Source organism: Amycolatopsis sp. cmx-8-4, assembly GCF_046548675.1.
GTDB lineage: Bacteria > Actinomycetota > Actinomycetes > Mycobacteriales > Pseudonocardiaceae > Amycolatopsis.
The window spans coordinates 489,910-511,933 of record NZ_JAEBDZ010000003.1 but is presented as its reverse complement, the minus strand read 5'-3'; the positions used below and the strand labels follow the sequence as shown (position 1 = coordinate 511,933).

The 22,024-nt window shown below is 70.7% G+C and carries 16 protein-coding genes and 2 pseudogenes; 9 read left to right on the top strand and 9 right to left on the bottom strand.

The window, feature by feature from the left end; translation table 11 throughout:
- Window positions 1-148: 148 nt before the first annotated feature.
- From ACLJQZ_RS08490 to ACLJQZ_RS08480, 3 genes are read left to right on the top strand one after another with little or no spacing between them, the layout of a single operon-like run.
- On the top strand, window positions 149-1,948 hold the full coding sequence (locus tag ACLJQZ_RS08490; RefSeq protein ID WP_410619484.1) for a sensor histidine kinase: 1,800 nt from the start codon (window positions 149-151) through the stop codon (window positions 1,946-1,948).
- Entirely contained in the window at window positions 1,945-2,598 is a 654-nt protein-coding gene (locus ACLJQZ_RS08485) for a response regulator transcription factor (protein WP_410619483.1), read from the top strand. The genes ACLJQZ_RS08490 and ACLJQZ_RS08485 overlap by 4 nt, the downstream gene beginning before the upstream one ends.
- 23 nt (window positions 2,599-2,621) lie before the next feature.
- Window positions 2,622-3,929 carry an amidohydrolase family protein gene (locus ACLJQZ_RS08480; RefSeq protein ID WP_410619482.1) on the top strand — a complete coding sequence of 436 codons (1,308 nt, stop codon included), beginning with the start codon at window positions 2,622-2,624 and terminating at the stop codon, window positions 3,927-3,929.
- A gap of 154 nt (window positions 3,930-4,083) precedes the next feature.
- Here ACLJQZ_RS08480 and ACLJQZ_RS08475 read toward each other — a convergent pair whose 3' ends face one another.
- The 4 genes and pseudogenes from ACLJQZ_RS08475 to ACLJQZ_RS08460 all read right to left on the bottom strand — a co-directional run.
- On the bottom strand, window positions 4,084-4,761 hold the full coding sequence (locus ACLJQZ_RS08475; RefSeq protein WP_410619481.1) for an SDR family oxidoreductase: 678 nt from the start codon (window positions 4,759-4,761) through the stop codon (window positions 4,084-4,086).
- Window positions 4,758-6,368 carry an SdrD B-like domain-containing protein gene (locus tag ACLJQZ_RS08470; protein WP_410619480.1) on the bottom strand — a complete coding sequence of 537 codons (1,611 nt, stop codon included), beginning with the start codon at window positions 6,366-6,368 and terminating at the stop codon, window positions 4,758-4,760. Before ACLJQZ_RS08470 ends, ACLJQZ_RS08475 begins: the two co-directional genes overlap by 4 nt.
- A gap of 164 nt (window positions 6,369-6,532) precedes the next feature.
- A pseudogene (locus ACLJQZ_RS08465) lies at window positions 6,533-7,184 on the bottom strand (MFS transporter); the annotation flags it as partial.
- Window positions 7,183-7,362: pseudogene (locus ACLJQZ_RS08460) on the bottom strand (MarR family transcriptional regulator); the annotation flags it as partial. The pseudogenes ACLJQZ_RS08460 and ACLJQZ_RS08465, both read right to left, overlap by 2 nt.
- A 66-nt stretch (window positions 7,363-7,428) precedes the next feature.
- On the opposite strand from ACLJQZ_RS08460, the gene ACLJQZ_RS08455 reads away from it, so the two are divergent.
- Entirely contained in the window at window positions 7,429-8,067 is a 639-nt protein-coding gene (locus ACLJQZ_RS08455; protein ID WP_410619479.1) for an HAD family hydrolase, read from the top strand.
- Here ACLJQZ_RS08455 and ACLJQZ_RS08450 read toward each other — a convergent pair.
- The 4 genes from ACLJQZ_RS08450 to ACLJQZ_RS08435 form a co-directional block, all read right to left on the bottom strand.
- Window positions 8,033-8,764 (bottom strand): hypothetical protein, encoded by a 732-nt coding sequence (locus ACLJQZ_RS08450; RefSeq protein WP_410619478.1) that lies wholly within the window; start codon window positions 8,762-8,764, stop codon window positions 8,033-8,035. The two genes, ACLJQZ_RS08455 and ACLJQZ_RS08450, sit on opposite strands and share 35 nt — an antisense overlap.
- A complete protein-coding gene (locus ACLJQZ_RS08445; protein ID WP_410619477.1) occupies window positions 8,761-9,291 on the bottom strand; it encodes an RNA polymerase sigma factor in 531 nt (176 codons plus the stop codon). Before ACLJQZ_RS08445 ends, ACLJQZ_RS08450 begins: the two co-directional genes overlap by 4 nt.
- Before the next feature lie 94 nt (window positions 9,292-9,385).
- Window positions 9,386-10,474 carry an inositol-3-phosphate synthase gene (locus tag ACLJQZ_RS08440; protein ID WP_247059538.1) on the bottom strand — a complete coding sequence of 363 codons (1,089 nt, stop codon included), beginning with the start codon at window positions 10,472-10,474 and terminating at the stop codon, window positions 9,386-9,388.
- A gap of 68 nt (window positions 10,475-10,542) precedes the next feature.
- Complete coding sequence (locus ACLJQZ_RS08435) at window positions 10,543-11,097, bottom strand: PadR family transcriptional regulator (RefSeq protein WP_247059539.1); 555 nt, start codon at window positions 11,095-11,097, stop codon at window positions 10,543-10,545.
- Window positions 11,098-11,342: 245 nt separating this feature from the next.
- Here ACLJQZ_RS08435 and ACLJQZ_RS08430 point away from each other — a divergent pair, with 245 nt between their 5' ends.
- The 4 genes from ACLJQZ_RS08430 (at window position 11,343) to ACLJQZ_RS08415 (ending at window position 19,764) form a co-directional block, all read left to right on the top strand.
- Window positions 11,343-11,741: a DUF5318 domain-containing protein gene (locus ACLJQZ_RS08430; protein WP_247059540.1), complete on the top strand. Its 399-nt coding sequence runs from the start codon at window positions 11,343-11,345 to the stop codon at window positions 11,739-11,741.
- Between the two features lie 67 nt (window positions 11,742-11,808).
- The gene (locus ACLJQZ_RS08425; protein WP_410619476.1) at window positions 11,809-14,553 is read left to right on the top strand and encodes a transglycosylase domain-containing protein; all 2,745 of its coding nucleotides are present in this window, start codon (window positions 11,809-11,811) and stop codon (window positions 14,551-14,553) included.
- Window positions 14,554-14,961: 408 nt separating this feature from the next.
- Window positions 14,962-17,226 carry a transglycosylase domain-containing protein gene (locus tag ACLJQZ_RS08420; protein WP_410619564.1) on the top strand — a complete coding sequence of 755 codons (2,265 nt, stop codon included), beginning with the start codon at window positions 14,962-14,964 and terminating at the stop codon, window positions 17,224-17,226.
- 78 nt (window positions 17,227-17,304) lie between these two features.
- On the top strand, window positions 17,305-19,764 hold the full coding sequence (locus ACLJQZ_RS08415) for a transglycosylase domain-containing protein (protein ID WP_410619475.1): 2,460 nt from the start codon (window positions 17,305-17,307) through the stop codon (window positions 19,762-19,764).
- Window positions 19,765-19,831: 67 nt separating this feature from the next.
- Here ACLJQZ_RS08415 and ACLJQZ_RS08410 read toward each other — a convergent pair whose 3' ends face one another.
- Window positions 19,832-20,878 (bottom strand): Gfo/Idh/MocA family oxidoreductase, encoded by a 1,047-nt coding sequence (locus ACLJQZ_RS08410; protein WP_410619474.1) that lies wholly within the window; start codon window positions 20,876-20,878, stop codon window positions 19,832-19,834.
- Between the two features lie 56 nt (window positions 20,879-20,934).
- Here ACLJQZ_RS08410 and ACLJQZ_RS08405 point away from each other — a divergent pair, with 56 nt between their 5' ends.
- Entirely contained in the window at window positions 20,935-21,993 is a 1,059-nt protein-coding gene (locus tag ACLJQZ_RS08405) for an ROK family transcriptional regulator (protein WP_410619473.1), read from the top strand.
- Window positions 21,994-22,024 lie beyond the last annotated feature (31 nt).

Genomic DNA, 22,024 nt, shown 5'->3' with positions numbered 1-22,024 from the left:
TTGATGCCGCTGAGCTTCGCCGAGAGCAAGGGATGTCCACTTCGGGCAGACGGCCAGTCACGGGCCCGCCCGCATCGGCCGATCGGCCGAGGGAGCGCGAGCCACTCGGCCAAGGTGCGGACGCCCGCGGATCCTCTAACGTCACGTTGTGCCCGCCGCGCCTCCGCAGAACACGCTCTACACCCGCACCACGACCCTGGTGCGGCGCATCGGTGTGCCCGCCGCCGTCCTGTTCGCCGCGCTGCTCTTCGACGTCGTCTACACAACACAGGCCGCACTCGACGAACACGGCTCGCGCTTCGTCGACTTCGGGCTGCTGCCCGGCATCTTCGCGATGGTGGCCTGCGCACTGTGGGCTCAGAAGCGGGCCGCCGTCGCCGGTGCGACCGGCGCCGCCGTGCTGGTGTTCTCGACGCTCTTCATCCACGCGTTCCACATCCCGCCGTACTCGTCCGTGCTGCCGAAGGTGACGATCACCGAGGTCGTGGCGGGGGAGCTGATGCTCTACTACGTGACTCGCCGGGCGCGGGCGGGCGTGGTGTTCTGCGTGGTCAGCGCCCTGGTCGTCGGGTGCCTGGTCGCGGTCTTCGGCCGCTACCGGGGCGTCGGCGACCTGGACGGCGGCGCGCTCTACCAGGCCCTGCTGTTCGGCGTGCTGCTGCTCGCCGGGGCGGTGGTGCCCGCCATCGCGATCCGCGACCGCGGCCCGAAGGCCGATCCGCGGACGCGCAAGCTGCGCCGGGTGAACGAGTTGGCGATGGGACAGTGGCCGCTGATCGGGCTGCTCGGGTTCGCGCTCATCTTCGAGTTCGGCTACACGTACTCCAGCACCGCACGCGGCTTCCCGATCCTGTTCTGCTCGCTCGTCGCGGCCGTCATCGCGGTGCTGTCGCCGCGGCGGCCCGCGGACGCGGTCCTCGCCCTCGCCGGGGTTCTGCTGCTCTCCGCGGTCATCACGCCGTTGCTGCAGCTGCGCAGTTCTTACCCGATGCCCGGCGGGGTGCCGTTCGTGCAGGTCATCGCCGGGATGGGCGTGGTGGTGAACCTGACCCGCGCCCGGGGCCTGAGCGCCTCGTGGGCTCGGGTGGCCGTGCTGTCGGCCGTCGTCGCGCTCGGGGCGATCGTCAACTCGAACCAGCCCGCCGGCAACCTGCAGACCGACCCGCAAACGCTGTCGATCCTGGCCTTCGCCGCGGCGCTGATGCTGGGCATCTCGATCGCCGTCGGCCTGATGCTGCGATCGCGGGACTCCGAGCGCACCACGGTCGTCCAGTCGGCGGTGTCCGAGGCGCAGACCGCCGAGCGGATGGCGCTGGCCCGCGAGCTGCACGACGTCGTCGCCCACCACGTCACCGGGATCGTGGTGCAGGCGCAGGCCGCGCGGATGATGGCCGAGAAGAACCCGCAGATCGCCGTCGAGGCGATGGGCCGGATCGAGAACGCCGGCGTCGAGGCGCTGGCGGCGATGCGGCGGCTGGTCCGCTCGATGCGCGGGGACGCCCCGGCCGGGTCGAGCGAGTTCAGCGAGCAGGCCACCACCGATCTCGGCGCCGACCTGCGGAAGCTGGTCGAAGGCGCCAACCACGGCGTGCCGACGTCGATGCACCTCGACCTGCCGCCGGACCTGCCGCACGAGGTCGGCCGCTCGGCGCTGCGGCTGGTGCAGGAGTCGCTGACGAACGTCGGCAAGCACGCCGCGGACGCGACCGACGCGTTCGTGCTCGCCGAGGCGAACGGCACGGAACTGCACCTGCGGGTGACGGACAACGGGCGCGAGCGCACGCACCGGCCCGCCGGCGGCTCGGGCGGCTACGGTCTGGTCGGCATGCGCGAACGCGTCGCGCTGCTGAAGGGCCGGCTCTCGGCCGGGCGCGGCCCGGACGGCGGCTGGCGCGTCGAAGCTTGGCTGCCGCTGGCGGCTATGGAAGAAGCGGAAGGGGACGAGTGATCCGGGTACTGATCGCCGACGACCAGGAGATGGTGCGGATGGGGTTCCGCATGATCCTGGACTCCCACGACGACATCGAGGTCGTCGCCGACGTCGCGGACGGCGTCTCGGCGGTCTCGAAGGCCCGCGAACTGCGCCCGGACGTCTGCCTGCTCGACATCCGCATGCCCGGCCTCGACGGCCTCGAAGTCACCCGGCAGCTGGCCGGCCCGGACGTCACCGACCCGCTGAAGGTAGTGGTGGTCACCACCTTCGACCTCGACGAGTACGTGCACACGGCGTTGCGCAACGGCGCGTCCGGCTTCCTGCTGAAGGACGCCGGCCCGGCGCTGCTGATCGAAGCGGTCCGCGCGGCCGACCGCGGCGACGCGCTGGTGTCGCCGCAGATCACCGTCCGGCTGCTCAAGCACTTCGACGGCAGCGGCCCGGCGAAACCGCAGGTCAAGCCGCCTTCCGAGCCGTTGACCGCACGCGAGATGGACGTCGTGAAGGCCGCCGCGCGCGGGCTGACGAACACCGAGATCGGCACGGAGCTCTACCTGTCGCTTTCGACGGTGAAGACGCACCTCGCGTCGGTGCAGGGCAAGATCGGCGCGCGGAACCGCGTCGAAATCGCGGCCTGGGCGTGGCGGAGCGGAGTCGTCTCGTAATTCCGGGTGCGTAGTATCCCGACATGCAACGCCGTTTCCACGCTCCTGTCGTTCTCCCCGCCGACCCGTCCTGTTCACTCCTGCGCGACGCGGTCGTCGATGTCGACACCGATGGGCGAATTTCGTACTGCGGACCGGTGGCCACCGCCCCCGAGTCCGCCGCTCCGGTCACCACCCTGACCGGCATCCTGCTGCCCGGCTTGATCAACACGCACGCGCACAGCCCGATGACGCTGCTGCGCGGCATGGGCGGCGACCTGCCGCTGCTTCCGTGGCTCAACGAGATCATCTGGCCCGCCGAGGCGAAGCTGCGGCCCGAAGACGTCCGCACCGGCATGCTGCTGGGCTCGGTCGAGATGCTGCGCCACGGCGTCACCACCAGCGCCGAGATGTACTTCGAAGGCGAGCAGCTGGTCGACGCCGTCCTCACGACGGGCGGCCGCGTGCTGGTCGCGCCGCCGGTGATGGAGCTGCCGGGCCTCGACTGGCGCGCCCAGCTGGACGCGATCGAGCGCTGGATCGACACGGACGGCCTGCGCTTCGGCCCGGGCGACCGCGTCGAGCTCGGCTACGGCCCGCACTCGGCGTACATGCTGTCCGAGGACGGCCTGCGCGCAACGGCCGAGTCGGCTGCTTCCCGTGGCGCGCTGATCCAGATCCACATCGCCGAGGCGGCTGCGGAGGATCTCGCGGTTCGCGAAGCGCACGGCTCGGTGCCCGCGTTCCTGGCCAAGCTCGGCATGCTGGACGGCCGGGTGCTGGCGGCGCACGCGATCCACCTCTCGGACGCGGATATCGCGCTGTTCGCCGCGTCCGGGGTGGGCATGGCGCATTGCCCGGGCTCCAACGCGAAGCTGGCTTCAGGCATCGCGCGGATCGCCGAGCTGCGCGCGGCGGGCGTCGCGGTCGGCCTCGGCACCGACGGCCCGGCGTCGAACGACGACATCGACCTGTGGGAAGAACTGCAGCTCTCGGCGATGTTCGCCCGCCTCGCGACGGGCGACTCGACGGTACTGACGGCGGCGGACGCGTTCCTCCTGGCCACCCGCGGCGGGGCTGCCGCGTTGGGCCGTGACGACATCGGCGCGCTGGAGCCGGGCCGCTGGGCCGACTTGGTCCACATCGACCTGGACGACCCGGCGTTCGCGTGCGGCTTGGACGTCCCGGACGTCCAGCTGCTGTCGAACCTCGTCTGGGCGGCGGGCTCGCGCCGGGTCCGGGACGTGTGGGTCGCGGGCGAGCAGGTGGTGGCCGACGGTGAGTCGCTGCGGGTGGACCGCTCGAAGGTTCAGGCCGGCGTGGCCGAAACCGCGGCCCGGCTGCGGGCCTGACGCACGCGCGTCGCGGGCCTGACGCGCGGTTGTCCACAGCCCCTGGCGGATGTGGACAACTCGGGGCGTGAGGCCGCGAAACGCCTGGTCTGTCGGCCACCACCGATAGACTGGACACGGGGCAGCCCCCCTGGGAGGGCGGGGGGCCGCGTGGTCAGCGGGAGCGGAGGATGACCTCGGTCACGTGGGCGTCCGGGGTGGCCGACACCGCCGTCACCACCGCCGTGGCCACCGAGTCGGCCTTCAGCAGGTGTGACGTGTCGTACTCGCGGCCTTCGCCCTTGAAGATCTTCTGCTGCATCTCCGTGTCCGTGCGGCCCGGGTAGACCGACGTCACGCGCAGGTCCGGTTCCTCCTCGCGCAGGGCGTCGGCGAAGGCGCGGACGGCGAACTTGCTCGCCGCGTACGGGGACCAGCCCGGGCGGGCGTTCAGGCCCGCTCCCGAGTTGATCACCACGACGTGGCCGTGGGCCGCCCGCAGGGCCGGGAGCAGGAGGCGGGTCAGCTCGACCACCGCCACGGTGTTGACCTCGAAGTTCTCCCGCCACGCGTCGGCGGGCGTGGCCTCGACCCGGCCCAGGCGAGCCACTCCGGCCGAGTGGATCAGGACGTCCAGGGAAGCGATGTCCGCGGCCGCCCGTTCCAGGGAGGCCTGGTCGGTCAGGTCCACCGGCCACGGTGTCGCGCCCGGCAGCTCCTTCGCCAGTGCGTCCAGCGCGTCCGCGTCGCGGCCGCCGAGGAGGAGGCGGTGCGTCGGGGCGAGCTGGTGGGCGACCGCCGCGCCGATTCCGCGTGAGGCGCCGGTCACGAGGGCGAGGGGAAGATCCGTCATGCCCCCACCGTAACGACGAACCCGGCGTCCACCGTGCGGTCGTCGCGGTTGCCCGGACCGAGCGTCCGGGAGGCGCAGCCCGAGGGGTCCACGTCCGAGTCGCGAGTGTCGTCACCGGCGTCCTTCTTCGTCGGCGTGTGCCCCTCGGCCGTGAAGCACACCTCGTATGTGCCGTCCTCGAGGCCGGTGAAGGCGTAGGCGCCGTCCGGACCGGTGACGACGCTCGTGCCGTCCTTCAGCACCGCCTTCACCCCGGCCAGCCCCGGCTCGCCCGCGTCCTGGAGACCGTTGCCGTCGGTGTCGGTCCAGGCGAAGTCGCCGATCCGGTTCGTCGGCGGGGCCAGGCCGAGGTCCACCGAGAAGTCCTCGCGCGTCGGGCCGCCCAAGGTGCGTGGCGCGGTGCAGCCGTCCGGGTCCGCGTCGGAGTCCTGGTCGTCGTTGCCGGCGTCCTTGCGCGTCACTGTGAAGTCCGCCGGGACGGCGAAGCAGACCTGGTAGGTGCCGTCCTTCAGCTTCTCGAAGCCGTACTTGCCGTTCGCATCCGTGGTCGCGGTGCCGACCGTGCCGCCCGCGCCGTCCTTCAGCGTCACCTTCACGCCCGCGACGCCGGGCTCGCCCGGGTCCTGCAGCCCGTCGCGGTTGCGGTCGTTCCAGGCGAAGTCGCCGATCTTGGCGATCGCCGGCGGCGGGACCACGGTGATCGTCGCCGACGACGTCTTGTCGCCCAGCGTGCCGCCGGGGTAGTGGACGCCGGTGACCTTCGCCGTGTTGACGTGCCCGGTGTCGGCCACCGTCAGGTTCGGGTGGTCGCAGGTCAGCTGCCGGTTCGCGGCCGCGGCGAGCGGGAACGGCGCGAACGGCGTGGCGCACCACGGGTCCTGGACGGTGATCCCGGTCAGGTCCTGCGTGCCGTCGTTCGTCACGGTGACGCGGTAGTGCGCGGTCTCGCCCGCCGTGACCGTCGCGAACGGGCCCCACGCGCCGGTCGCCGGGTTCTGCACTTCCTTCTTCACCGAGTACGCCGCGAGCTGCACGACGACGCAGTCCCAGCGGAGCCGTTCCGCGCTGGTCGTGGCGAAGAACTTCACCGCCGACGCCTTGGCCGGCGCGGTCGACGCCGGGAAGTCCTGCTTGGCCAGGTGCCCGTCGCTCGCGTTGTGGTCGGCGACGAGCTTGTTCTCCAGCACCTGGACGCCGGACGCGTCGTAGAACCGCAGGCCGGTGGCCGGGTTCGCGCTCGGCAGCGCGGCGCCGGTCGACACGCCGAGCGTGTAAACGCCGCCCGGCACGAACTTCTCGGTCTGGTAGGCGGTGCTCGCCTTGCCGTCCGGCGTCTGGATCACCGCGGACCGCCGGCCGTCGACGGCGTACGCCTGGTCGGTCAGCAGCTTCGGCTGCTTCGCGGCCGGCGTCCCGGGTGGCACCGGTGCGGCCGGGGTGAAGACGTAACCGTCCGGCGCACCGTTCGCCGCCGTCTGTTCGACGCTCGGGTTCGCCGCGACGCCGCCGCAGGCCGGAGGCGGGTCCGCGGGGGAAGCCGCGGCGACGGGCACCGCCGCGCCCGAGACCGCCATCGCCACTGCCATCGCGCGCGCCGAGAAGATCACCCACCGACTATGGCGCGGGGCTCGGGCCCGCACCGGCCGAGAGCGGTCCCCTTCAGGGTGAACCTCGGCCGGCGCGGACCCGCCGCGTCAGCGCTCGCCGATGCGGCCGGGCCGGGCCTTGTTCCGCACCGAGACGAGTGACGGCCGCGGCTGCGCGGTATCCGTCAGAACTCTTCGCCGACGAGCGCGGCTTCCTGCGGCACGGCGTGCGCGTCCGCCTTCTTCTCCCCGCAGCGAGAGCAGGCCACCGGCGACGACGCACAGCACGGCGGCGGCCACGAACGGCGCCTGCGGCGAACCGAACCACTCGGCCACGTGCCCGACCAGCGTCGCCGCGACGGCACCGCCGAGCCAGCGGCAGAAGTTGTACCCCGCGCTGGCGACCGGGCGCGGCGCGGCGCTGATGGACATCGCGGTGCCGGTGAACAGCGTGTTCAGCAGCCCGGACACGAGGCCCGAGACGATGATCCCGACGACCAGCACCGGCTTGCTGGGCACGGCCAGCACCAGCATCAGCACGGCGTACCCGAAGACGGCGGCCGCGGCGGCGTGCCGCTCACCGAGCTTTGCGGCCAGGCGAGGCGCCAACGCCACACCCGCGACGGCGACGCACAGGCCCCAGCCGCAGAAGATCAGGCCGACGGCGATGGCGCTCCAGCCGAGGACGAACGGCGACCAGGCCAGCACCGTGAAGAACGCGGCGGTGTAAAGCGCCGAAGCGACCGAAGTGCGCAGCAGGCCGGTGTGCTTCAACGCGCGAAGCGGGTCGAGCAGCTTGATCGGATCACGCTTCTCGTGCTTGTCGCCCTTCAGGAACCTTCTCGAACTCGGCCAGGGCGCTCATCCGCCGCGGTCCGCCGTTGACCAGCTCGCTCAGCACCGACCCCTGGGTGAGGGTCAGCGTCAGCTGCGGGGTCTGGCGGCGCACCTGGTGGTACAGCCGGAAGACCAGCGGCCGCAGCCGGTGGGCGAGATCGGCGATCGGGGAAGTCACTTAGCCATGCTAACAAATATTAGTAAGGGTAGCTAAGTAAGTCGGCTCACAAGCTACGCTCGGGGCATGGACGCGGTGATCTTCGACCTCGACGGCGTACTCGTGGACTCCGAGCGGATCTGGGACGAGGTCCGCCGCGCGGTCGTCGCCGAGAACGGCGGCACCTGGCGCGAGGAGGCGACGCGCGCGCAGCAGGGGATGAGCACCCCGGAATGGGCCCGCTACCTGGTCGAAGAGCTGGGCGCGCGGCTCACGCCACCCGAGATCGCGACGATCGTCGTCAAGCGCATGGCCGCGCGGTACGCCGAGCAGCCGCCGCTGATCGACGGCGCGGTCGACGTCGTGCGGGCGGTGGCGAAGAAGTGGCCGGTGGCGATCGCCAGCTCGTCGCCGGTGATCCTGATCAAGGGCTTCCTGGACGTCACGGGCCTGCCGGTGGGCGCGGCGGTGTCGTCCGAGCAGGTCGGCGCGGGCAAGCCGGCGCCGGACGTGTACCTGCGGGCGGCGGAGCTGCTGGGCGTGGCGCCGGCGGAGTGCGCGGCCGTGGAGGACACGACGAACGGGCTGCGGTCGGCGTTGGCGGCGGGGATGGCGGTCTACGCGGTGCCCAACCCGCACTTCCCGCCGGACCCCGAGGTGCTGAAGCAGGCCACGGCGGTGGTGGAGAAGATCACCGACTTGCCGGACGCGCTTCGTCCGAGCTGACGTCGAAGCGCACCGGCGGCGAACCGGGAGTCACGTCGGCGAGGAAGAGCTGCTGCTGGCCCAGCATGCCGACCCGCTTGGCCTGGCTCAGGTCGCCCTTGGCGTCGAAGAGGCTCAGTTCCCGCACGGCCGGGTTGACGAGGTAGATCGCCTTGCCGGCCGGCAGCGGGCCGCCGGTCTCACCCACGTACCCGGCACACACGGTGCCCGTCGAGAGGGGCACGCACGACGGCGACTTGGTGCCGAACTGCGACGCCACCTCACCGTGGACCGGCGCTCCGGTCAGGCCCTTGGGAAACGCCTCGACGCAGAACAAGGTCGTGCCCATGGCCGAGGCGAAGACCGCGTAGGAAGTCCAGTTGTCCGTCTGCCCCGCGAAGTCGGTGAGGGCGATCGGCTCGCCCGTCTCGGCGAAGCCCGCGGGCGAGTACTCGGGCTTGGGAAGCGTCAGCTCCTGGCCCCGGCTCGCGGGCGGCACCGGAGTCGGCGCCGAGTTCAGCTGGGTGGCCAGCAGCACGCTGGTCAGCACCACCAGCGCCGCCGCCAGCGGGGCGACCAGCACCGTCAGCCGGCGGCGGGCCGCTCGCGGCCGTCGCTGGCGACGCAGCTGCTCCGCCCACGCGCCGGCGAGGTCGGGCGTGACCTCCCCGCCCTGCTCCCGCAGTGTCTCGGCCAGTTTGCGTTCGAGGTCGGTCATCGCTCACCTCCCAGGTCGTCCCCCAGGTGCTTGCGCAGATTCTCCATCGCGTGGTGGGTGGTCGCCTTGACCGTGCCCGGGGAGATCCCCAGCGTCTCCGCGATGCCCGCCGTGCTCAGGTCCAGCCAGTAGCGCAGCACCAGCACCTCGCGCTGCCTCCTGGACAGTTTGCCCAGAACCGCGCGGATCCGCTGGTGTTCCCAGTTGGCCACCGCCCGGACCTCCGCCGACAGCTCGTCCGGCGGCAGCTCCTGCGGCGTCCGCCGGACCACCCGCAGGTGCCGGGTGCGCGACCGCGACATGTTCACCACGGTCGCGCGCAGGTAACCCGCCACGCGGGTGTGGTCGGTCAGGGTGTCCCAACGCTGGTGGAGCTTGACGAAAGCCTCCTGGACGACGTTTTCCGCGTCGTCCGCGCCGAGCAGGTGCGCGAGCCGGGTCATCTGGGCGAAGTACTCCTGGAACAGGGCGTGGAAGGTCGGCGCGCCCAGGTCCCCCGGCACGCTCTCCCCGACGCTCGCACTCACACCACGCTCACGCGCGCCCCACCCCACCGGTTTAGTGCACCACGCGAAGAAGGCCGCCACCAGCGGTGACGGCCTTCGACGGGGGGGACTGCTTCTACCGCTCGAGCTCGCCGCGGATGAACTTCTCGACGGCGTCGCGCGCGGTGGAGTCGTCGTACTGCTCCGGCGGCGACTTCATGAAGTAGGAGGAGGCCGACAGGATCGGGCCGCCGATGCCGCGGTCGAGCGCGATCTTCGCGGCGCGGACGGCGTCGATGATGATGCCCGCCGAGTTCGGCGAGTCCCACACCTCGAGCTTGTACTCCAGGTTCAGCGGCACGTCGCCGAAGGCGCGGCCCTCGAGCCGGACGTAGGCCCACTTGCGGTCGTCGAGCCACTGCACGTAGTCGGACGGTCCGATGTGGATGTTGGCCTTGCCGAGGTCGCGGTCGATCTGCGAGGTGACGGACTGGGTCTTCGAGATCTTCTTCGACTCGAGGCGCTCCAGCTCCTTCATGTTCAGGAAGTCCATGTTCCCGCCCACGTTGAGCTGCATCGTCCGGTCGAGCTGGACGCCGCGGTCCTCGAACAGCTTCGCCAGCACGCGGTGCGTGATGGTGGCGCCGACCTGGGACTTGATGTCGTCACCGACGATCGGGACGCCGGCGTCGGTGAACTTCTTCGCCCACTCCGGGTCGGAGGCGATGAACACCGGCAGCGCGTTGACGAAGGCGACGCCCGCGTCGATGCAGGCCTGCGCGTAGAACTTGTCGGCCACTTCGGAGCCCACCGGCAGGTACGACACGAGCACGTCGACCTTCGCTTCGCGCAGCGCGGCGACGATGTCGACCGGGGTCTCGTCGGACTCCTCGATCGTCTCGCGGTAGAAGCGGCCGAGGCCGTCGTGGGTGTGACCGCGCTGGACCGTGACGCCGAGCGGCGGCACGTCGGCGATCTTGATGGTGTTGTTCTCGGACGCGAAGATCGCCTCCGACAGGTCGCGGCTGACCTTCTTGGCGTCCACGTCGAACGCGGCGACGAAGTCGATGTCGCGGACGTGGTAGCCGCCGAAGTCGACGTGCATCAGACCGGGAACGCGGGTGGCCGGGTCCGCGTCGCGGTAGTACTGGACACCCTGGACCAGCGACGCCGCGCAGTTGCCGACGCCCACGATGGCCACCCGTACGCGGCGGTTCTCGCCCATGGGGGTTTCTCCTTCAATCCGTGTCTGTTCAGTAGGTCTGCCGCTACGCTGCGGCGCGGCCGCCCGGCTCAGGTCTCGGGACCCTGCCGCTCGGCTTGTTCGTGTTGTTCGTGCGCGATGAGCTCGTTGAGCCAGCGCACCTCCCGCTCGCTGGTCTCCAGACCCAGCCGGTGCAGCTCGCGGGTGTAGCGATCGATCCTCTCCTCGGTCCTGGCCAGCGCGGCGCGTAAACCTTCGCGGCGCTCTTCGACGCGCCGCCGCCGGCCTTCGAGGATCCGCATCCGCACGTCGGCCGGGGTCCGCGAGAAGAAGGCCAGGTGCACGCCGAACCCCTCGTCGTCCCAGGTCTGCGGCCCGGCGTCGCCGAGCAGCTCACTGAAGCGCTCCTTGCCCTCCGCAGTGAGCTTGTAGACCCGCTTGCCCCGCCGGGACCACGCTCGGTCGTCGGCCTCGTCGAGCTCTTCGACCAGGTACCCGGCCCGCAGCAGCCGCCGCAGGGTCGGGTACAGCGAGCCGTACGAGAACGTCCGGAGCGTGCCGAGCGTGTCGTGCAGCCGCTTGCGCAGCACGTACCCGTGCATGGGCGCTTCGTGCAGAAGACCCAGGATCGCGAACTCCAGCACACCGCACCCCCTTCCGGGAACAAACCTCAGCGATCCGCGTTGCTCCGAATGATCGCCTCGGTTCAACCTACCCAGCCACTATATCGCCCCGATACATCGAAGTGGCGAAGCCAACAGGCGAGATCAGCAGATCGTGGGCGAAAGTCACCGGAGAGTTATCGAACGTCCGGCGTGTCCCCACCGGTCGCGAGAGAGGTCACGCTAGGGGGCGTGGACCACACAGGAAGAGCCCGTACTCTGTCCTGGTGATTAACCAGCGGCAGGTCGTGGACTTCGCCTTGCAGCGCCGTGCGCTGCTGGCCGAAGTCCGCTCCGGGCGCGTCGGCAGCCATGAGGCCTGCGACGCGAGCCCGTACCTGCTGCGGGCGGCGAAGTTCCACGGCCGGGCCGGTGACCAGCCCTGCCCGATCTGCCGCCAGGAACCGTTGACCCTGGTGTCCTGGGTCTACGGTGACGAACTCAAGCACGTCGCGGGCTCGGCAAGGACCCCCGAAGAGCTGGCCAGGATGGCCGGCTCGTTCGCCGAGTTCACCGTGTACGACGTCGAGGTGTGCCGGGCGTGCCACTGGAACCACCTGGTCCGGTCGTACGTCCTGGGCACGGGGGAGCCGGCCGACGGTCCACGAAGGACCGCGGGCCGGTGAGCTGCATCACTACCGCTGAAGAGCGCAGAACGGCGCACTACCGGGCGCCGGTCTGGGAGGCCCATTCGTGAACGACGATCGCAACCGCTCCTGGCCCGGCCAGGAGCCAGATGCACCTCGCCGTGCCCAGTCAGGCCCGTGGCCGGGGGAAGACCCCGGACCGGCCTGGCCCGGCGAAGAGGCCCCCCGGCGACCCCAGCGCGGCACGCCGCCGCGCGGTGTCCCCGACGGCCGTGGCGCCGCGCCCGAGTGGCCGGCCGGCGACGAAGGCGGTCCCCAGTGGCCCGCCGACGAACCCGCGCGCCGTCCGCAGCGACCCCGGCAGCAGGGCATGCCGGCGCGCCGGCCGGTCCCGCCGCCGCCCGGCCAGCGGCCGCAGCAGGGTCCGCCCGGGTCGCCGCCGCAGGGCTTCCGCCAGCCACCGGGCGGCCGCCGTCCGGTGCCGCCGCCCGGGCGCGAGCCGGACCTGATCACCCACCACGCGCACAACGGCACCGACGACATCGGCCGCGACCCGTACGACGACGGCTACGAAGACGCCGCCTTCAACGAGTACGCGGATGACGTCGAGCCTCAGGAAGAGCTCGACGAAAAGGGCAACAAGGTCCTGACGCCGGCGCAGAAGAAGAAGCGCCGCTGGAAGATCATCCGCCGGTGCGCGTACGTCTTCTTCGGGTTGTTCGTCGTGGTGCCCGCGATCGCGTTCGTCATCACCTACTTCCTGGTCGACGTGCCGACGCCGGAGAGCATCAAGGCGCTGCAGAGCCAGCCGATCACCTACTTCGACGCCAACGGCCAGCAGCTGGGCCGCGAGCTGCCCCCGGGCGGCGACCGCCAGCTGCTGAAGCCGGGCGAGGTGCCCGAGGTCGTCAAGCACGCCGTCTACTCGGCGGAGGACGCGACGTTCGAGACCAACTCGGGCTTCGACGTCACCGGCATCCTGCGCGCGGTCTTCAACCAGGTGACCGGCGGCCAAGGCGGTGGTTCGACCATCTCCCAGCAGTACATCAAGCAAGCGACGCAGAACGACCAGCAGACGCTGACCCGCAAGTGGACCGAGCTGGCGAAGTCGTTCAAGATGAACAACCAGCAGTCCAAGGAAGAGATCATCACTTCCTACCTGAACATCGTCTACTTCGGACGCGGGGCGAACGGCATCCAGGCGGCCGCCAAGGCCTACTTCAACAAGGACGCCAAGGACCTCAACGCCTCCGAAGCATCGCTGCTGGCCGGCCTGATCCAGGGGCCCGGCCGTTCGGAGAACGAGGCGTACGCCCAGAAGCGCTGGGCGTACGTGATGGACCAGATGGTCGCCAACAAGTGGCTGCGCCAGGACGAGCGAGCCGGCTTCCAGTACCCGACGCCGATCCCGAAGAACTCCAACAAGGAGCAGGACTCGGGGAAGATGACCTACCAGCTCCAGCAGCGGATCAAGGACGAGCTGGCGGCCAAGGGTTACGACGAGAACAAGCTGTTCTCGACCGGCGCCAAGATCTACACCACGATCGACCCGGCGGCCCAGGCGGCCGCGGAGCAGGCGTCCCAGGAAGGCATGAAGGGCCAGACGGACGAGAACCTGCTGAACGCGCTGGTCGCGGTCAACCCGAAAACGGGCGGGGTGATCGCCTACTACGGCGGCCCGGAGCTGGTGAAGGACGCCAGCGGCAAGGACCAGATCGCCCAGGACCGCGCCAATCAGGCACGCAACCCGGGTTCGTCGGTGAAGGCGTTCGACCTCACGGCGTTCCTGAAGATGGGCAAGGGCCTCGGCGAGGTGTTCGACGGCTCCAACAACCGGTCGCTGGGCGGGCGTGTCGTCCGGAACGCGGGTGACAGCGCCAGCTGCGGCAAGGACTGCACCGTCGCGAAGGCGATGGAGATCTCGGCGAACACCGTGTTCTACGACATGGTCCTGAACGTGACGAAGCCGTCGCGGGTCGCGGAAGCGGCGAAGGAAGCCGGGGTCAAGGTCGCGCCGGACGGCAAGAGCGTCCTCTACACCGACGACAACAACATCTCGCTCGGTGGTGGTGGCACGGCCGTGACGCCGGAGGACATGGCGGCGGCGTACGCGTCGTTCGCCAGCGGCGGTGTCTACCACGAGCAGCACTTCGTCGGGAAGCTGACGAACGGGCAGGACGAGGTGGAGTTCGACGAGAACAACATCAAGACCAACCCGGCGTTCGCCGACGACGCGTCGAAGAGCCAGCAGATCGCGGGCAACGTCACCGAGGCGCTGCAGCCGGTCATCGCGCACTCGAACCTGAAGTGCCCGACCGGCCACGAGTGCGCCGGCAAGACCGGTACGCAGCAGTACACGGCGAAGGACAGCGACCCGGCCGCGTACAAGGACCGCAACGCGCAGACGTGGATGGTGGGCTACACACCGTCCGTGTCGGCCGCGGTCTGGGTCGGCGGTGACGGCAACAAGCCGCTGCACGACCCGAAGAACAAGCCGATCTTCGGTGCCACCGTCGCCGGTCCGACGTGGGAAAACTTCATGAAGCTCTACCTCAAGGGCAAACCGGCGGAGAAGTTCGACAAGGTGCAGGCGATCGGCAAGGACGTCAACGACGTGACGACCACGCCGACGAAGCCGCCGGACACGCCGACCACCACGACGCCGCCGCCGAGCACCCCGGAGACGACCACCAGCACCGAGCCGACGGGCACCGAAACGAACACGTCGACCACGAAGACGAGCCGGACGCGACCCGGCCCGCCGGGAACCCCCGATCCCGGGATCGGCAACACGTTCGGCAACGGAGGTGGTGGCGGGATCGCTGCCCCACCGGGCGCAGGCCCGGGTTAGCCAACTCCGTTCAGGGCCCTCCGCGATCGCGCGGAGGGCCCTGAACTGTTTCCGGAGTGATCATCCGGCAACCCGGGCGCTTCACGCGCGTCCCTTCCAACAGGGGTGGCGACCATTGCCGCCCACTGGCTGTTTTGCGGGGGTTCCGGGTGGCGGAGCCCCCGGCCGGGGCGAAGTCCCGGATGTCATCGACTGGAGGACTGCCCCGTGCCCGACGATCGATCCCGCTCCTGGCCCGGCCAGGGTCCTGATCCGCGCCGTCAGGGGCCGTCCGGACCACAGGGACCGCGCGGCCAGGGCCCGCGCCGCCCGCCGACGCCGCCGGGGGGCCGGCCGCAGCAGCAACCCCCGCCGCAGCCGCAACAGCCGTGGCAGCAGCCGCGCGGCTACCGGCCCGAGCCGCCGCCGATGAGCGGCGGGCCCGAGCTGATGACGCACCACGCGTACGAGGAGCCGGACGCCTACGACGACGTCGAGCCGGACGGCGACGGCAAACCGGTCCTCACCCCGGAACAGCGCAAGAAGCGGCGCTGGAAGATCATCCGGCGCGTCGGCTACGGCGTCGTCGGGGTGTTCGTCGTGCTCCCGGCGATCGCGTTCGTCATCACGTACTTCCTGGTCGACGTCCCGTCGCCGACGGAGGTCGCGCAGAACCAGAGCCAAGCGGTGTCGTACTTCTACGCCGACAACTCGCCGATGGGCAAGGACGTGCCGCGCGGCGGCAACCGGGTGCTGCTCGGCCCGGACCAGATCCCCGACATCATGAAGCACGCGGCGATCGCGACCGAGGACGACTCGTTCGAGACGAACTCCGGCTTCGACGTCGGCGGCCTGCTGCGCGCGGTGTTCAACAACGCCACCGGCGGTACCGGCGGTGGTTCGACGATTTCCCAGCAGTACATCAAGAAGGCCACCGACAACGACGCCCCGACGTTGACGCGCAAGTGGACCGAGCTGGCCAAGTCCTTCAAGATGAACCAGACGTACGAGAAGAAGGACATCATCACCGCGTACCTGAACATCATCTACTTCGGGCGCGGGGCGTACGGGGTGGGCGCGGCGTCGCAGGCCTTCTTCCACAAGGATGCGAAGGACCTGAGCTTCTCGGAGGCGGCGCTGCTCGCCGGACTGATCCAGCAGCCGGGCCGGTCGGAGAACGACAAGGTCGCGCACGACCGCTGGAACACGGCGCTGGACCGGATGGTGAAGAACAACTACATCAGCGCGGCCGACCGCGCGGCGGCGCAGTTCCCGACGCCGATCCCGCTGGAGGACAGCAAGCAGCAGGCCGGCGCGCCGCCCGCGTTCGTCGTGCAGCAGGTGAAGGACGAGCTCGCCGCGCACGACATCCCGGAGGACCGCTACTACTCCGGCGGCTTCCAGGTGCACACCACGATCGACCCGAAGGCGCAGCAGGCCGCGGAACAGGCGGCCACCGACGCGATGAAGGGCCAGGTCGACGACCAGCTGCTCAACGCGCTGGTCGCGGTCGACCCGAAGACCGGCGGCGTGCTCGCCTACTACGGCGGCAAGCCGATCGTCCAGGTCAACGGGCAGGACCAGGCCGGGCGCGACTGGGCGGACACCCCGCAGAACCCGGGTTCGTCGATGAAGGCGTTCGACCTCACGGCGTTCCTGAAGATGGGCAAGGGCCTCGACGCGACGTTCGACGGTTCCAACAACCGGACGTTCGACGGCCGCGTCGTCCGCAACGCCGGCCCGGGCAGCAGCTGCTCGCAGCAGTGCACCGTGTCCGAGGCGATGATGCGTTCGGCGAACACGGTGTTCTACGACATGGTCCTCAACGACACCAAGCAGGGCCCGGTCAAGCAGGCCGCGCAGGAGGCCGGCGTCACGACCAAGGACGACGGCGGCCAGTCGATCATTTCGATCAAGGACAACAACATCTCGCTCGGCGGTGGCGAAACCCAGATCACGCCGGCCGACATGGCCTCGGCGTACGCGACCTTCGCGGCCAACGGCGAGCAGCGGGCGCGGCACTTCGTGACGAAGGTCGTCAACGGGCAGAACGAAGTCGCGTACGAAGCGCCGACCGACGCCAAGCCCGCGTTCGACAGCGACTCGGACAAGTCCCGCCAGATCGCCGGGAACGTCACCGAAGCGCTGAAGCCGGTCATCGACTTCTCGCACCTGAAGTGCCCGGCCGGCCACGAGTGCGCCGGCAAGACCGGGACGCAGCAGCACACGAAGACCGCGGGTGAGCCGTCGTGGGCGGCGAACGCGAACTCGCAGACGTGGATGGTCGGCTACACGCCGTCCGTCTCGGTGGCGGCCTGGGTCGGCGGCGACGGCAACAAGCCGCTGCACGGCAAGAACAACTCGCCGATCTACGGCTCGACGATCGCCGGCCCGATGTGGCAGAAGTTCATGTCGCTCTACCTGGCGGGCAAGCCGGGCGAGAAGTTCGACAAGGTGGACCGCATCGGCGGCGAGGTCGCCCCGCCGCCGCCGTCGTCGGACGTCGCGACGACGACCGACTCGACGCCCACGGGCGAGAACCCCGACCAGGGCGGCGACCAGGGCGACAACGGCGGGAACGACGGCAACGACCACAGCGGCGACCAGTCGTCGTCGCAGGAGACTACGCCGAAGCACACGAAACCGTCGTCGTCGAAGGAGACGCCGACCTCGGGAGACGACCCGGGCCACTGACGGCCTGAACCACGGTGGGCCGCGGTACGTGTGCCCTCCGAGAGGACTGCGTCCGCAGCCCACCGTGGAGGCCGGCCCGTGACCAACGACCGAACCCGCACTTCGCGCGGTCGCGCTCCCGATCCCCGTCGCCGTACCCGGCGACCGGCCGCCCGGCCGCTGCCCCGCGCCGGGCTGCAGGGCAGCGAACCGGAGCTGATCACCCACCACGTCCACAACGGCACCGAGCCGGACGACCCGCCGACGGTGCCGATCCTGCTGCCCCGCCCGGGTCAGCCGCCGCGGCGGCCCCGGCCGAGCACCGAGCAGGACGTGCGGAAACGGCGCTGGCGGCGGATCGGGTACGTGGCGGCGGGGCTGTTCGTCGTCGTCCCCGGGATCGCGTTCGCGATCACCTACCTGGCCGTCGACGTCCCGTCACCGGAGACCGTCGCGCAGGCGCAGGGCCAGGCCGTGACGTACCTCTACCGCGACGGCACCGAGATGGGCAAGGACGTGCCCACCGGCGGCAACCGGCAGATCCTGGCGGCGAACCAGATCCCGGACGTCGTCAAGAAAGCCGTGATCGCGACCGAGGACGCGTCGTTCGAGACGAACTCGGGCTTCGACGTCGGCGGCATCCTGCGGGCGGCGTACAACCAGGTCACCGGCGGGTCCGGCGGCGGTTCGACGATTTCCCAGCAGTACATCAAGAACGCGTCCGGCGACGACGATCCGACGCTCACGCGCAAGTGGACCGAGCTCGCGAAGTCGTTCAAGATGAACCAGACCTACGAGAAGGCGGACATCATCACCGCCTACCTCAACATCATCTACTTCGGCCGCGGCGCGTACGGCATCCAGGCCGCCGCGCAGGCCTACTTCGGCCAGGACGTCGGCCAGCTCGACTACTCGCAGGCCGCGTTGCTGGCCGGGCTGATCCAGCAGCCGGGCCGCTCGGAGAACACCGCCGTCGCCACGGCCCGCTGGACGACGGCGCTGGACCGGATGCTCAAGAACGGTTACCTGACCCCGGCCCAGCGCGCCGCGGCGAAGTTCCCGGCCCCGATCCCGCTGGTGGAAAGCAAGCAGGCCGGCGCGCTGAACCCGTTCGTCAAGAAGCAGGTCAAGGCCGAGCTGGCGGCGCAGGGGATCAGCGAGCAGCAGTACTACCGCGGCGGCTTCCAGGTGTTCACCACGATCGACTCGCAGGCGCAGCAGTCGGCCGAGCAGGCCGTGACCGAGCAGATGGCCGAGCAGACCGACACCCAGATCCTCGACGCGCTGGTCGCCGTCGACCCGAAGACCGGCGGCGTGCTCGCCTACTACGGCGGCGATCCGGTGGTGAAGGGCCCGAACGGCGAAGACCAGGCCGGCCGCGACTGGGCCGACGAGGCGCACAACCCCGGGTCGTCGATGAAGCCGTTCGACCTGGCCGCGTTCCTCAAGCTCGGCCGCGGCCTCGACGCGCGGTTCGACGGCACCTCACCGCGCACGTTCCCGGGCGTCGACCTGCCGATCCGCAACGCGGGCGACAGCAGCAGCTGTTCCGACCAGTGCACCGTCGCGGAAGCGATGCAGCGGTCCACGAACACGGTGTTCTACGACATGGTGCTGAACGTGACGAAGCCGTCCGGGGTGGCGGAAGCCGCGCAGGAAGCGGGCGTCCGCACGAAGGACAACGGCGGCCGCAGCGCGTTGTTCACCGGCGACAACAACATCTCGATCGGTGGCGGCGCGACGCAGGTGACGCCGGCGGACATGGCCTCGGGCTACGCGACGTTCGCGGCGGGCGGTGTCCAGCGTGAGCGCCACTTCGTGCAGAAGGTGACCAACGCGAACGGCGAAACGGCGTACGAGGCCAAGGATCGGTCCACGGACGCGTTCGCCGACAACGACGCGGCCCGCAGCGCGCAGATCGCGGGCAACGTGACAGCGGCGCTGGCGCCGGTCATCCAGTTCTCGCATCTGACCTGCCCGGCCGGCCACGAGTGCGCGGGCAAGACCGGCACCCAGCAGCACACCCCGCAGAACGACGAACCGGCGTCGGCCGCCAACGCGAACGCCCAGACGTGGATGGTCGGCTACACACCCTCGGTCTCGGCGGCGGTCTGGGTGGGCAGCGACGGCGACAAGGCGCTGCACGGCCCGGGTGGTGCCCCGATCTTCGGGTCGACGCTGGCCGGCCCGATCTGGGACCGCTTCATGCAGCTGTACCTGCAGGGCAAGCCGGGGGAGCGCTTCGACCGCGTGGCGGCGATCAGCTCGCCGGTGGACCAGCAGCAGGTGCAGGTCCAGGTACCCCCGCAGCAGCAACAACAGCAGCAGCAGCAGCCGCGCGACCAGCGGAACCAGGCCCAGCCCGGTGACCGGCAGCAGCAGCTGGACCAGCTCCGCCAGTTCCAGCAACGGCTTCAGGAGCTGCAGGACCGCCAGCGCAACCGCAACGGCGGTAACAACAACGGCAACACCACGGGGAACAACGGCACCGGGAACAACGGGACCGGCAACGGGGGCAACGACTCCGGCCAGAGCGGCAACCCGAAACCCGGCGGCTGACCCGCGGCCGAAGAGAAGGCCGTGACCTCGGAGCTGGGGGACACCGAGGTCACGGCCGGTCTGCGGGTCAGAGCTCGACGACGATCCCTTCGACGCCGGAGCGGTGCGCCGCCTCGATCACGCGCAGGGCCGCGACCGACGACTCCGGGTCGACCGGGAACTCGCCTTCGCCGCGCAGCGCGTCGCGCACCTGGGCGTAGAACTGCTCGTAGCGGCCGGTTTCGGTGGGCACGGTCTTGACGTCGTTGCCGACGCCGATCTTGCCCGCGTCCGCCGCCGGTTCCACGCCCCAGCCGTCGTCACCGGGGCGCATCCCGGTCTTGATCTGGGGTTCCTGGACGTCGAGGCCGTACTTGGTGAACGTCGCCTGGTCGCCGAGCACGCGGAACCGCGGGTTCTGGGTGCCCGCGAGCGCCGACGCCCACAGCTGCGAGCGGACGCCGTTGGCGTGGTGCAGCGCGACGAAGACGTCGTCGTCGACCTGGACGCCTGCCCGGCGGCGGTCGACCTCCGCGTAGACCCGGGTGACCGGGCCGAACAGCTGCAGCGCCTGGTCGACGATGTGCGCACCGAGGTCGTAGAGCAGCCCGCCGGCCTCGGCCGGGTCGCCGAACTCGCGCCAGTTGTCCTTCGGCTTGGGCACCCATCGGTCGTAGCGGGACTCGAAGCGGAACACCTCGCCGAGGCGGCCGGAGTCGAGGACCTGCCGCACGGTGAGGAAGTCGGAGTCGAGGCGGCGGTTCTGGAAGACGGTGAGCCCGACGCCCGCCGCCTTCGCCGCGGCGACGACCTGCTCGGCCTCGGCCGCGGTCGGCGCGAACGGCTTGTCGACGACCACCGGCACGCCGGCCGCGATGGCCCGCAGCGCGAGCGGGACGTGCGTGCGGTTCGGCGTGCTCACCACGATCAGGTCGAGCTCGCCCGCGCGCTCGAACAGCGCGTCGGCGTCCGGGACGATCTCCGCGCCGGGGTTGTCGGTGCGCGCCTGGACGGCGTTGCCCGAGGTCGTGATCACCGCCGGGGTCAGCCCGGGCGTCGCCGCCACCAGCGGTGCGTGGAAGACGCGTCCCCCGATGCCGTAGCCGAGGATGCCCACCCGCAAGTCGTCAACCATGGCGCCCATTAAACAACAGTGTTGCGAAATTGACCAGGCGTGCGAAGATCCGGTCCATGGCGGCCATCGGGCGGAACCTGCGCAACGTGCGCGAGCACAACCGCGCCCTCCTGCTCACGCACATCCTGCGGGCCGGTGGCCTGAGCCGGGTCGAGCTCGCCGAACGCACCGGCCTCACCCAGCAGGCCGTGTCCAAGATCGTGCCCGAACTGCTCGACGCCGGCCTCCTGGACGAAGAGCGGCAGCCGTCCGCGGGCGTCGGCAAGCCCCGCACGCAGCTGACCGTCCGCTCCGGCGCCCGCCACGCGCTCGGCGCGCGCCTCGACCGCGACGAGTACCGCGTGCTGCGGACCAACCTCATCGGCGAGGTCGAGGAGACGGCGGGCGGCCCGCTCCCGGTCGGGTTCACCCCCGAGCAGGCCGTCGAAGCCATCGGTACCACCGCGCTCGAACTGGCGGACGGCTTCGGAGTGCTCGGCCTCGGCCTGGGCGCGGTCGGCCCGCTGGACCACCTCGCCGGCCTGGTCCGCGACGCGACGAGCATGCCCGGCTGGCACGACGTCCCGCTGCGCGACCTGCTCGAGAAGCGCACCGGGCTGCCGGTGGTGCTGGACAAGGACACCAACGCCGCCGCGTTCGCCCAGCTGTGGCCGCACGGCGAGCCGACGGCGACGGCCGTCGTGCTCGTCGGTACCGGCATCGGCGTCGGCCTGCTGATCGACGGGCACCTCTACCGCGGGCCGCGGACCAACGCGGGTGAGTTCGGGCACACCACGATCGCCTACGACGGCCCCCGCTGCGCCTGCGGGCGGCGCGGCTGCGTCGAGATCATGGCCAAGCAGGCCCCCGACACGCGGACCGCCGCCGGCTTCCTCGGGATCGGCCTCGCCGACCTCGTCCAGGTGCTCGATCTGGAACGGATCGTGCTGGCCGGACGCGCGGTGCGGGACGAACCGGGCACTTACCGTGACGCCGTTTCGGAACGGCTCGAGGAGCTGCTGCCGCTGCCGCACTGGCAGCGCATCGAGGTCGTCGAGGACTCCTTCGGCGAGGAGATCGTCACGCGTGGCGCGGCCGCCGAGGTCCTGGCCTCGTACTACGCGAATCCGGCATGATCGTCGCCTTCCCCTCGCCGTCGGGCGATCA